General features: G+C 38.8%; 15 protein-coding genes. 13 read left to right on the forward strand and 2 right to left on the reverse strand.

Annotated elements, in window-relative coordinates; all coding sequences use genetic code 11:
- Positions 1–132: 132 nt before the first annotated feature.
- Positions 133–1,044, reverse strand: a complete 912-nt coding sequence (locus P8610_RS02945) for an aldo/keto reductase (RefSeq protein ID WP_394603018.1) — start codon at positions 1,042–1,044, stop codon at positions 133–135.
- 193 nt (positions 1,045–1,237) lie between these two features.
- Entirely contained in the window at positions 1,238–1,372 is a 135-nt protein-coding gene (gene mciZ, locus P8610_RS02950) for a Z-ring formation inhibitor MciZ (RefSeq protein WP_289495236.1), read from the reverse strand.
- A 97-nt stretch (positions 1,373–1,469) separates the two neighbouring features.
- Between mciZ and P8610_RS02955 the strand changes: the two genes are divergently transcribed.
- The 13 genes from P8610_RS02955 to spoIIAB all read left to right on the forward strand — a co-directional run bounded on the left by P8610_RS02955 (position 1,470) and on the right by spoIIAB (position 12,177).
- Positions 1,470–2,018: an NUDIX hydrolase gene (locus tag P8610_RS02955; protein WP_289495237.1), complete on the forward strand. Its 549-nt coding sequence runs from the start codon at positions 1,470–1,472 to the stop codon at positions 2,016–2,018.
- A complete protein-coding gene (locus tag P8610_RS02960; protein WP_394603019.1) occupies positions 2,002–3,195 on the forward strand; it encodes an endonuclease Q family protein in 1,194 nt (397 codons plus the stop codon). Before P8610_RS02955 ends, P8610_RS02960 begins: the two co-directional genes overlap by 17 nt.
- A gap of 78 nt (positions 3,196–3,273) precedes the next feature.
- Positions 3,274–3,912, forward strand: a complete 639-nt coding sequence (gene spoIIM, locus P8610_RS02965; RefSeq protein ID WP_289495238.1) for a stage II sporulation protein M — start codon at positions 3,274–3,276, stop codon at positions 3,910–3,912.
- Positions 3,913–4,029: 117 nt separating this feature from the next.
- Positions 4,030–4,497, forward strand: a complete 468-nt coding sequence (locus tag P8610_RS02970; RefSeq protein ID WP_394603020.1) for a Fur family transcriptional regulator — start codon at positions 4,030–4,032, stop codon at positions 4,495–4,497.
- Complete coding sequence (locus P8610_RS02975) at positions 4,481–4,879, forward strand: hypothetical protein (RefSeq protein ID WP_394603021.1); 399 nt, start codon at positions 4,481–4,483, stop codon at positions 4,877–4,879. The genes P8610_RS02970 and P8610_RS02975 overlap by 17 nt, the downstream gene beginning before the upstream one ends.
- Before the next feature lie 138 nt (positions 4,880–5,017).
- The gene (locus P8610_RS02980; RefSeq protein ID WP_353958300.1) at positions 5,018–5,248 is read left to right on the forward strand and encodes a YqzK family protein; all 231 of its coding nucleotides are present in this window, start codon (positions 5,018–5,020) and stop codon (positions 5,246–5,248) included.
- 11 nt (positions 5,249–5,259) lie between these two features.
- On the forward strand, positions 5,260–6,150 hold the full coding sequence (gene xerD / locus P8610_RS02985; RefSeq protein ID WP_289495241.1) for a site-specific tyrosine recombinase XerD: 891 nt from the start codon (positions 5,260–5,262) through the stop codon (positions 6,148–6,150).
- Between the two features lie 113 nt (positions 6,151–6,263).
- Positions 6,264–7,448, forward strand: coding sequence for a phosphopentomutase (gene deoB / locus P8610_RS02990; RefSeq protein ID WP_394603022.1), 1,185 nt, complete (start codon positions 6,264–6,266; stop codon positions 7,446–7,448).
- An 18-nt stretch (positions 7,449–7,466) separates the two neighbouring features.
- Complete coding sequence (locus tag P8610_RS02995; protein ID WP_289495243.1) at positions 7,467–8,279, forward strand: purine-nucleoside phosphorylase; 813 nt, start codon at positions 7,467–7,469, stop codon at positions 8,277–8,279.
- An 89-nt stretch (positions 8,280–8,368) separates the two neighbouring features.
- Positions 8,369–9,673 (forward strand): pyrimidine-nucleoside phosphorylase, encoded by a 1,305-nt coding sequence (locus tag P8610_RS03000; protein WP_394603023.1) that lies wholly within the window; start codon positions 8,369–8,371, stop codon positions 9,671–9,673.
- A 429-nt stretch (positions 9,674–10,102) separates the two neighbouring features.
- On the forward strand, positions 10,103–11,269 hold the full coding sequence (locus tag P8610_RS03005; protein ID WP_394603024.1) for a D-alanyl-D-alanine carboxypeptidase family protein: 1,167 nt from the start codon (positions 10,103–10,105) through the stop codon (positions 11,267–11,269).
- Between the two features lie 115 nt (positions 11,270–11,384).
- Entirely contained in the window at positions 11,385–11,735 is a 351-nt protein-coding gene (gene spoIIAA / locus P8610_RS03010; RefSeq protein ID WP_066242024.1) for an anti-sigma F factor antagonist, read from the forward strand.
- A gap of 1 nt (position 11,736) precedes the next feature.
- On the forward strand, positions 11,737–12,177 hold the full coding sequence (gene spoIIAB / locus P8610_RS03015; protein WP_198767686.1) for an anti-sigma F factor: 441 nt from the start codon (positions 11,737–11,739) through the stop codon (positions 12,175–12,177).
- Positions 12,178–12,189 lie beyond the last annotated feature (12 nt).

Below are 12,189 nucleotides of genomic sequence, written 5' to 3' on the forward strand. Positions count from 1 at the left end.
CTCTCACCTTGCACTCCAATCAACTTGTCAAAGCAGTAAATGAACAAAAGATTAAGAAGCAACAATCCTTTATAAAACAACCAAAAAGAAATAGTCCCCTTCAGCACAAGCTGAATGGGACTATTTTGTCTTTTATGCACGATGTGTTTCATAGATTTCAGCAGGGAAGAGTGTGTTTAATGTAGCAATCTCTTCCTTAGTAAGAGCTGAACGATCGAAAGTCTTGATGTTTTCTAGGAGCTGTTCCACTGAGCTTGCTCCAGCCGTGGCGGTTGCGACAACAGGTTGACTAAGAACATACTGAAGGGCTGCATGTGTAATATTTTTGTCATGCAAAATATGTTTTGCTTTTTCTACTTTTTGCTGAATATCCGATCCAGTATGATTTAAATAATGGTCCTCTGGATTTTTATCAAACACTTTCTCGCTAAGCCACCCTTTAGCAACAGGACCTCTTGCGATTACACTTATATTTTGTTCCTTTAAATAGGAGAAAAGTTCTTCGGGGCGTCGATCCAATAAACTATACTGCATCATGACGCTCTGAATGTTAGAGTGCTCAGCATAATACTTAATCGTGTTCGGACGTATTGATGAAATACCGTAATAACGAACGTGTCCTTCAGAAACTAGTTCTTCAAAAGCCTCAATCGTTTCATCCATAGGGTCATCAATCGTTCCTCCGTGAAGCTGATAAAGATCAATATAATCCGTTTGCAGACGTTTAAGACTGTCTTTAAATGCGGACTTAATGTGTTTTTTTGAAGGATTCCAGTTCCAGCCATCTTTAGACTGATTCCATTCGTTTCCGCCTTTTGTAGCAAGAATGATATCTTGTCGTACACTCTTTAAAGTCTTGCCGACAAACTCTTCATTCCACCCAAAACCGTATAAATCGGCAGTGTCAAAATAATTGATTCCTTGCTCAAGTGCTGTTTTAAGAATCTTTTCGTTTTCACTACCTAGTTCAGGAGCGAGTGACATACAGCCGAATCCAAGTTCGCTTACATACAGGTCAGATGAACCTAATCGTCTTTTATTCAAAATCCTCACCTCAATATTATTTCTTTGTGATATGTAACTGAAATAAACGTATCATACTGATTCATAAAATGAAAAAAGTCAGCACATGAAAATAACGATGAGCCAAAAGCAATTGTATGCGGAATTTTCCATAACAAAAAACTGATGCGAAAGAATCCATTCGCACCAGTTTAATTCTTACTTAATACAGACTTTACTTTTTTGGTGAGGAAGCATTAATCCAGTCTTGTACGAGCTCGTGCTGTTTCATATAGTTCCGTAACATGTATTTAATCTGCCACGCTTTTCCCACTAACGTAATGCTTTTTGGCTGAAGGTAGATCTTCACCCGCATTACCTCCTTCATATCCTAGTAAATGCAGTATTCCAAAGTATGATAGACTTTATGTAGAAAAGAAGTTAAATAGACCATCGGAGTGTGAAAAATGGAAAATCTATATGAGAAGACGCTGAGCAAAGAACAAATTTACAGCGGCAAGATTATTGATTTATATGTAGAAGAAGTTGAGCTTCCAAATAAAAAGACAGGAAAAAGAGAGATTGTAAAACACCCTGGTGCTGTGGCTGTGCTTGCTGTTACGAATGAAGGGAAGATGCTGATGGTCGAACAGTTCCGTAAGCCTCTTGAAAAGACCATCATTGAGATACCGGCGGGAAAACTAGAAAAAGGGGAAGATCCATTAGAATGTGCACAACGCGAATTGATGGAAGAGACAGGTTATAGCTGTGAGTCGATGGAATCAATCGGTTCGTTCTATACATCTCCTGGATTTGCTGATGAATTGATCCATCTGTATTTTACAGACACACTTGTAAAACAAGGTGCCCAAATGACGGATGAAGATGAATTTTTAAATGTCATGGAGATCAGCGTTGATGAAGCAAAAGAAATGATGAAAGATGAAAGAATTCATGATGCGAAAACAGCCTACAGTGTTATGTATATGGAGTTAAAGCGTGCATTCAAAAAGTAAATTATCACCGTTTTTTGCCGATATGCACATTCATATCGGTGCATCGAGAACAGGAAAGCCAATAAAGATTACAGGTTCACGCTCATTAACGCTTTCAAACATTCTAAATGAAGCCAAGAATAAAAAGGGTTTGAATATAGTAGGAATCATTGATTGTCATGCGCCAGAAATACTGGAAGAGTTAAAGCAGTTAAGAAGAGAGGGTATGATTAAGGAATTGAATGGCGGGGGATTGGATGTTGATGGACTAACCCTCATACCTGGCGCTGAAATAGAAATTAATGACGAAAATTGCCAAGGGCCGATTCATGTTCTTGTATACATGCCGAGCATCGAGACGATGGAACATTTAAGTCAGTGGCTATCTTCCAGAATGAAAAATATTAATCTTAGCTCACAGCGAATGTACGGTAGTGCAATTGAATTGCAGCAATTTGTGAAATCCTTAAGTGGATTGTTCATTCCTGCGCATATATTTACTCCTTTCAAAAGTTTGTACGGAAAAGGAGTGAAAATGTCTTTAAACGAGGTGTTTGATCCGAACTTGATCGATGCGGTGGAGCTGGGTTTAAGTTCCAATACAGAAATGGCATCTACATTAGAGGAACTTTCAATGTATACGTTTTTAACAAACTCAGACGCTCATTCACTAGAGAAGATAGCCCGTGAATATCAGATGCTCTCTTTACAAGAAGCAACATTTGATGAATTTAAATGTGCACTACATGAAAAAGAAGGCAGAGAAATTATCGCGAATTACGGTCTGAATCCGTATCTTGGAAAATACTATAATTCTGCTTGTGAAAATTGCTTACATGCTTTTCAACCAAATAATAAGGCTTGCAGCAAGTGTGGAAGTACTAGGTTTATAAAGGGAGTAAACGACCGAATAAACGAACTTAAAGGCAACGAGACTGCACAAAGAAACCGGCCACCATATATCCACCAGATTCCGCTAGAATTTATTCCGGGCCTCGGTCCGAAGACATTGACAAAACTGCGTGATGCATTCGGAACAGACATGGATATCATACACGCTGTGTCACGAGAACAATTACTAAAGGTTGTAAAAACCGTAATAGCAGACCACATTCTTTCTGCTCGAAGCGGCGAGCTGTCAATCCAAATTGGCGGTGGCGGCACATATGGAAAAATTTCTAAAAATACATCCTATTAATTCATAAAAAATGAGACATACCTTCTCCCCAAATTCATAGAATAGAATTAAGAGTTTCGGTGGAGGAGGCCATACATAATGGATAGTGTGCGCTATTATATGCATCGTCACCTGGAAGAAAATAAAACGTTGTATGCGTTTGTTGGAGTTTTATTTTTAATGGGTGTCATTTTCGGAGCAATTATCGTTAATTCATTGAGTTTAAATCAGAAACAAGACCTCTATACGTATTTATCTCGTTTTTTTGTTCAAGCAGCTGAAGGTGGCTTTACTAGTAAATCGGATATGTTTTTTCAGAGTTTCGGCCACTACTTAAAATATATGGGTCTAATGTGGGTTCTAGGGTTATCTGTTATAGGACTGCCTGTCATTTTAGTGATGTTGTTCTTAAAAGGAGTAGTGATCGGATTTACGGTAGGATTTTTAGTTAATCAGATGGGCTGGTATGGGTTTTTGCTCTCTTTTGTTTCTGTTCTGCCACAAAACGTACTATTGATACCTGCATTCATTATCGTTACAGTAGCTGCTGTTGCTTTTTCTATTAAGATGATCCGCCAGCTAGCTTTTAAGAGACATCATATGCCTTTTTTGCCACAGCTCATGAGATATACGCTATTAGTAGCAGGAGTTGGTATATTGGTGCTTTTTGCCTCCACAATGGAAGCCTTTTTTACACCGGCATTAATGGAACAAGTGATAAAATGGTCGATTCAATAATTAATAATAAATATTTATTAATAATAAGTTTAAATCGTTATTTAAAATGACTTTAAATTGACAACTTTTTTCTCCATGCTTATAATTGTCTTGTGTATACATAAGGAGGAAAAGGGTATGGAAAGCAGAATCGACCGTATCAAAAAACAGCTTCATTCACAAAGTTATAAGCTGACTCCACAGCGTGAGGCGACCGTGAGAGTCCTCCTCGAAAACGAAGAAGATCATTTAAGTGCGGAAGATGTATATCTGCTCGTAAAAGAAAAGGCGCCAGAAATTGGTTTGGCGACCGTTTACCGTACTCTGGAACTCTTAACCGAACTTAAAGTAGTAGATAAAATTAACTTTGGTGATGGGGTATCCCGTTACGATCTTAGAACAGAAGGTGCCGATCACTTTCATCATCACCTTGTTTGTATCGAGTGTGGAGCAGTTGATGAAATACAAGAAGACCTTCTTGGCGATGTGGAAAAAGTTGTTGAAGAAGGCTGGAATTTTAAAATTAAAGATCACAGGCTGACATTTCACGGAATTTGTCACAGATGTCATCCAAAGGAAGATACAGAGAGTGAAGGAAGCGAGTAATTGCGCTTCCTTTTTGTTTTTGACTGTTTTTTTCTTCTCTTATTTAAAAATGGATATAAATTGGTTGAAGCAACATTCACCGCATACTACACGTAAACCGAAGCAACCTGAAACTGAAATCACTACTTTCAAAACACCAATGTTTAGGAAAGGCTGTTTTCTAAAGGATTGTTGCATTTTAATCTTTTTGTTCATTCACTTCTTTGACAAGTTGATTGGAGTGAAAGGTGCGAGACTCCTGCGGGACGAGCGGTCAGGTGAGACCCTTAAGGCGCAAAGCGGCAAGGGGCTCACCGGTCGCCCCGCGGAAAGCGAGCAACCTGAAACGGAAATCAACTACTTCCAAGAACAACAAGATTTTCAAAAACAGACTTTATTTTAAATGCTTTTACAAAATATAAAGCAAAGAATATTTACAAAATCTTGAGAATCGGGTAACGTATGATTTGTAGATTTAACTTTTATGTATAATCAGGGAACATATGGGCATAACCTGTACTATATGAGGACAGGGGTGGACATGATGATTTCCTGGATGAGAATCGTTTGGAATACAACAAAGGTGTTTTTTGCATTTTCGATCTGCACGCTTGTTTTTTATTTCGGTTTGCTATGGATCAACCAGGAATACGAAAACTATCATAGATATGACGAACCTAAAGGGAAAGCGGTTAAAGTCTTCAATTTGAGTTCTGACAGGGATTCGAACGTTGTGAAAAGGCTTTTCTATTTTTACCAAACAGGTGAGTAAGGAGGGGTATAGTGAACGGTCATGTTCAGGATTTTCTTCAATATATTATTGTAGAACGAGCCCTCTCAAAAAACACAATTGATTCATATAAAAGAGATCTGACTCAGTATGTACGTTACTTAGAAAAAGTGGAATCTCTTGAAACCATTCATGAGATCGACCGTAATCACATTATGGGATATCTTTTATTTTTAAAGGAAAATGGTAAGGCTTCCACGACACTTGCTCGTAATATAGCTTCTATTCGTTCATTTCACCAATTTCTTTTAAGAGAGAAGGTATCAAGCCAAGATCCTTCTGTACATATTGAGACACCAAAAACAGAAAGAAAACTGCCGAAAGTGTTATCGACTCAAGAAGTCGAAGCATTGCTGGATACACCAGCTTCGAACGACCCGTTCTCACAGCGTGACAAAGCGATGCTTGAGCTTCTATATGCAACTGGCATTCGTGTTTCAGAACTCGTACAGCTTAATTTAGGAGATGTACATCTTGATATGGGTTTCATCCGCTGTGTAGGAAAAGGGAACAAAGAAAGAATCATCCCTCTTGGGAAGATGGCTCAGGCAGCGATCGAACGATATTTACACAATGGACGTTCAATCATGTTAAAGGGTAAGAAGACAGAAGCTCTATTTTTGAATCACCATGGTAATCGTTTATCTCGTCAGGGATTTTGGAAAATTCTAAAACTGCTTGCAAGAAAAGCTCATATTGAAAAGGAACTAACACCGCATACGCTTCGGCACTCCTTTGCTACACACCTTTTAGAAAATGGAGCTGACTTGCGTGCCGTACAAGAAATGTTAGGACATGCTGACATTTCAACAACACAAATATATACGCATGTTACGAAAACAAGATTAAAAGATGTATACTCCGCCTTCCATCCGAGGGCGTGAGCTTTATTTTTAAAAATAGATGTCAGACTTCTGACATCATTGAGGTTTTGTTTGTTGTTTCTACTAAAAGGAAATAGTAAATAAAGTGTATTTATGAACTTCAGGAGGAAAAAATGAAACAATCATGCTTTAAGAGAACTTTTTTAATCGTAATGGATTCTGTAGGGATCGGTGAAGCGCCAGACGCTGAAAAATTTGGTGATAAAGGCGCCCACACTTTAGGTCATATCGCAGAGAAAATGAACGGGCTAAGTGTTCCTAACTTGGAAAAACTGGGACTCGGAAATATTGATGCAACGATGAAAGGGATACAGCAGGCAGAGAATCCTCTTGCTCATTATGCAAAACTTCCTGAACTCTCAAACGGAAAAGATACGATGACAGGACATTGGGAGATCATGGGCCTTCATATAAAGGAACCTTTCCAAACGTTCCCTGACGGTTTTCCAGATGAACTGATTGATATGCTTACTGAAAAGTGGGGCAGAGGGATACTAGGAAATAAAGCAGCTTCAGGTACCGAGATTATTTCAGAGCTTGGGGAAGAACATGTTAAAACAGGTAAATTAATTGTATATACGTCTGCGGATTCAGTATTGCAGATTGCAGCTCACGAAGATGTTGTGCCGCTAGAAGAATTGTATAAGATTTGCGAAACAGCAAGAGAAATGACACGAGAAGGCAAGTACATGCTAGGCCGAATCATAGCTCGTCCGTTTAAAGGAGAACCCGGATCTTTCGAAAGAACGTCTAACCGTCATGACTATGCTCTTAAGCCTTTTGGAAGAACGGTTATGAACGAGCTGGAAGATAAAGGTTACGACAGCATCGCTCTAGGAAAAATCTCTGATATCTTTGATGGTGAAGGCGTAACGAAGGCTATTCGTACGAAATCTAACATGGATGGAATGGACAAGCTTGTTGAATCTATGGATGAGGATTTTACTGGACTTAACTTCTTAAACCTTGTCGATTTTGATGCACTGTTTGGACATAGAAGAGATCCAAAAGGCTATGGAGAGGCACTAGAGGAATTTGATGCACGTTTGCCAGAAGTTCTCGAAAAGTTAAAAGATGATGATTTGCTTATCATTACAGCGGACCATGGTAATGATCCCGTTCATCACGGAACAGATCATACACGTGAATATGTACCATTGATGGTTTATCACAAAAACATCAAAGAAGGTAAGTTGCTGAATGTAGGCAATACGTTTGCTGACATTGGCGCAACGATCGCAGAGATTTACGATGTACAGAAACCAGAAATCGGTCAAAGCTTTTTAAATCAGCTTTAAGTTAAGGGGGAAAATAACATGTCAAAACAATTGCAGACATCTGCTGAATTTATTCAATCTAAACTTACTTCAACTCCAAAAATAGGCTTAATCCTAGGTTCTGGACTTGGAATCCTTGCGGAGGAAATTGAGAATCCAGTTGTTATTCCATATTCAGAGATTCCTGAATTTCCTGTATCAACAGTAGAAGGACATGCTGGTCAGCTTGTTATTGGTGAGCTTGCTGGTAAACAAGTTGTTGCAATGCAAGGCCGTTTTCATTATTACGAAGGATACTCAATGGAAAAAGTAACTTTCCCGGTTCGTGTGATGAAACTGATCGGAGTAGAAACAATTGTAGTTACGAATGCAGCTGGTGGCGTAAACAAGGACTTTGAAGCCGGAGATTTAATGCTGATTACAGACCATATCAACAATTTTGGTGTCAATCCGTTAATTGGCGCAAATGATAGCACATTCGGAGTACGTTTCCCTGATATGAGTGAAGCGTATACAGCTTCACTTCAAGATGTGGCTCGAGGCGTAGCAAAAGAATTAAACATCACATTAAAAGAAGGCGTTTATGTCGGCAACACAGGGCCTTCTTATGAAACACCTGCTGAAGTAAGAATGCTTCGTGTTCTAGGTGCAGATGCTGTAGGGATGTCTACGGTCCCAGAAGTAATCATCGCACGTCATGCGGGCTTGAAAGTGCTTGGAATCTCATGTATTTCCAATATGGCTGCAGGTATCTTAGATCAGCCTTTAACACATGATGAAGTTATGGAAACAACAGAAATGGTAAAAGCTAATTTTCTTTCTTTAGTAAAAGGAATTGTAAAAGAAATTTAAGTTTAAAACCGAACTAAACCAAAGTTTTATCCAATTAGTACAAATATAATGTTTTTGAAGTATCGTTATAAGAAAGTGGTGTTGTTAAAATGAGAATGGTTGATTTAATTCAAAAAAAGCGTGACGGTAAAGAACTAACTAAAGCCGAAATAGATTATATTATCCAAAACTATACGAATGGCGAGATCCCAGACTATCAGATGTCTGCGTTTGCCATGGCTGTGTACTTTAAAGACATGACAACTGAGGAACGCGCTAATTTTACAATGGCGATGGTTGAATCAGGTGACCAAATCGATCTTTCTGCAATCGAAGGAATAAAAGTTGATAAACATTCAACAGGTGGTGTTGGTGATACAACAACTCTAGTATTAGCTCCTCTAGTTGCCGCTCTTGGTGTACCTGTAGCTAAAATGTCAGGAAGAGGACTTGGGCATACTGGCGGAACAATTGACAAATTAGAAGCAGTTCCTGGTTTCCACGTTGAAATTGACAACCAGCAGTTTATTGATTTAGTAAACAAAAATAAGCTTGCTGTTATTGGTCAGAGCGGAAATCTTACACCTGCGGATAAAAAACTATATGGTCTTCGTGATGTAACGGCTACGGTTAATTCGATCCCACTGATTGCAAGCTCGATTATGAGTAAGAAAATCGCAGCTGGTGCAGATGCGATTGTATTAGATGTAAAAACAGGTGCTGGAGCATTTATGAAAACACCGGAAGAAGCAGAAGAGCTTGCAAACGCAATGGTGAAAATCGGGAACGCAGTTGGACGAAATACAATGGCTGTAATTTCTGATATGAGTCAGCCATTGGGTCTTGCGATCGGAAATGCGCTTGAGATTAAGGAAGCGATAGACACACTTAACGGGAACGGACCTAAAGACCTTGAAGAGTTATGCTTAACACTAGGATCTCACATGGTGTATCTCGCGAAAAAAGCAGATTCCCTTGAGCAAGCACGTGAGATGCTGAAAGAAGCGATTACTTCTGGTAAGGCTCTTGAAACGTTGAAAGTGTTCTTAAAAGCACAAGGCGGAGATGATTCTGTTGTCGACCATCCAGAAAATCTTCCACAAGCAGCTCATACATTTGAATTGGCTGCAGAAGAAGATGGATATGTATCTGAGATCATTGCCGATGAGATCGGTACAGCAGCAATGATTTTAGGTGCAGGACGAGCAACAAAAGAATCCGAGATTGATTTAGCTGTTGGTCTGATGCTTAACAAAAAAGTTGGGGATTCAGTATCAAAAGGGGATTCTCTTGTAACGATCTACAGCAACACAGAGAATGTAGAAGATGTTAAAAAGAGAATTCGTGATGCTTATACGATTTCAAAGGATGCTGTAGAAGCACCACCACTTGTATATAAAGAAATCAAACAATAATTCTAGAAAATTTAAGGGTGACTCAAGAGGATTAAAACTTTTGAGTCATCTTTTTTTGTCTGGATAGACTTTTCCCTATGGTAGTGATGCAAGGCAAGTAAGGAAGCTGGATGAAGATTCAGCTTCTATTTTTATGAAGTAAAACAATTTATAGGGGTATAGGAGAAGGTGGATTTGTCGAGAAATAGCGAATCGCCTTTATTAGGAGGATAATCGCTTTATTGTAGTCAAAAATCGCTTAATTATTTCTAGAATGAACTTAATTCTATCCGAAATCGCTCAATTCAGTAAAAGGAATACCCCAGTAACGAATCTGCAGCCAGTCTGAATCTGTAAAATGTATAAAGTTAGCTTGTATTTTAGATGGAAGAAACGGTATAAAGTGAAAAATTATGGAAAAAATAAAGCTATATGAATGGAGGGAACTGTATGAAAGGCGTAATTTCAGGTCTACTTAGTATTTGTTTGCTAGCAGCTTTTTCTATCCCAAAAGCAGAGGCGGCAGAAAAAGAAAAGATGAAGCTTGCTGAACAGAGCCACTCGGCTATTTTAATGGAACAAGATAGTGGCAGTGTTCTGTTTGAGAAAAATAGTCATGAAAAGCTGCCGCCAGCAAGTATGACTAAAATCATGACGATGATCCTTATCATGGAAGCCATTGATAAAGGGAAAATCAGTTGGAACGATAAGATTCGTGTCTCTGATTATGCAGCAAGTATGGGAGGATCACAGATTTTCCTTGAGCCTGGTGAAGAGATGCGTGTAGAAGATATGGTCAAAGGAATTGCGATCGGCAGTGCCAATGATGCGTCTGTTGCAATGGCAGAACATATTGCTGGATCAGCAGAGTCTTTTGTTAACATGATGAACGATAAAGCAAAAGAGCTTGGTTTAAATGATACGTTCTTTAAGAATCCAACAGGACTTCCTGCAGCTGGACATTACACGTCAGCGCACGACATGGCAATCATGGGGAAGGAACTTCTCAAACATGAAGAAGTTACGAAGTTCACCGGACTTTATGAAGATTATTTAAGAGAAGAATCAGAAAAGAAGTTTTGGCTCGTTAACACGAACAGGCTTGTTAAATTTTATCCGGGTGTAGACGGTTTGAAAACTGGATTTACGAATGAAGCAAAATATTGTTTAACTGCAACAGCAAATAAGAACGGTATGAGGGTAATTGCAGTCGTTATGGGTGCTCCTTCTCCAAAAGAAAGAAATGCTCAAGTTACATCGATGCTCGATTATGCCTTTACCCAGTTTTCAACTAAGAAACTATACGACAGACATGAGATAGTAAAAGAAGTAAAGGTTCAAAAAGCAGAAAAATCTAAACTGCCTGTTGTTACCTCAGAAAACATCTCCCTTTTATTAAAAAGAGGTGAAACAGCGCAAAAAGTGAAAACCGAAGTAAATGTGGATAAAGATTTGAAATTACCTGTAAAAAAAGGTCAGCAGATCGGATCTTTAAAAATATATAGCGGGGATAAGCTGATCACTGAAAGTCCAGTTCTAGCTTCAGAGACAGTAAAAAAAGCATCATGGTGGAAACTTTTCAAACGAACAGCAGGACAAATGTCAAAATCCTCCTGATTATGAAGTATTCTTGACAGTTATAGGCGAATTCCCACTAGTTTTGTCAGGAGTGAAGGAATTCGTCTATTTTTATAGAAACTTCACGTTATCCAAAAAAGAAGGAGAGGATAGCGTGGGATTAGCTGTCAATCTGGAACTTAAACACACCGTATTATGTATCCGCTTAGACGGAGAACTTGATCACCATACAGCAGACATGCTTCGGTCACAAGTTGAAGAATATTTGAGAAAACATACGGTAAATCATATTGTATTAAATTTAGAAGGTTTAAGTTTCATGGATAGTTCAGGCTTAGGTGTAATATTAGGACGATATAAGCAGATCAAGAGTCAAAATGGAGAGATGGTAGTATGTGCCATATCACCAGCGGTAAAAAGACTTTTTGAAATGTCAGGACTATTTAAGATTATCAGGCTTGAAGAAGATGAAGAGCTTGCCCTTCAGGCTTTGGGGGTGGCTTAAAATGAGAAATGAAATGAAGATTCAATTTTCAGCATTAAGTCAAAATGAATCCTTTGCTCGTGTTACGGTAGCAGCTTTTATTGCCCAAATTGATCCAACGGTAGATGAACTGACTGAGATCAAGACCGTTGTTTCAGAAGCTGTAACGAACGCCATTATTCACGGATATGAAAACAAAGCAACAGGAATGGTCTATATTGAAGCAGCCATTGAAGAGGACACGATCCATCTAACAATCCGTGATGAAGGTATGGGAATACGTGACTTGGATCAGGCAAGACAGCCGCTTTATACATCTAAGCCAGAGCTTGAGCGCTCAGGTATGGGCTTTACAATCATGGAAAACTTTATGGACAGTGTAGAAGTCATCTCAGAACCGTCATACGGAACTACGATTCACTTGACAAAATACTTAACCAAAAATAAAGCAATGTGTAATTAAGGGAGTATGTCT

Source organism: Fictibacillus sp. UD (genome assembly GCF_043558025.1).
In the GTDB taxonomy this organism is placed as follows: Bacteria; Bacillota; Bacilli; order Bacillales; family Fictibacillaceae; genus Fictibacillus.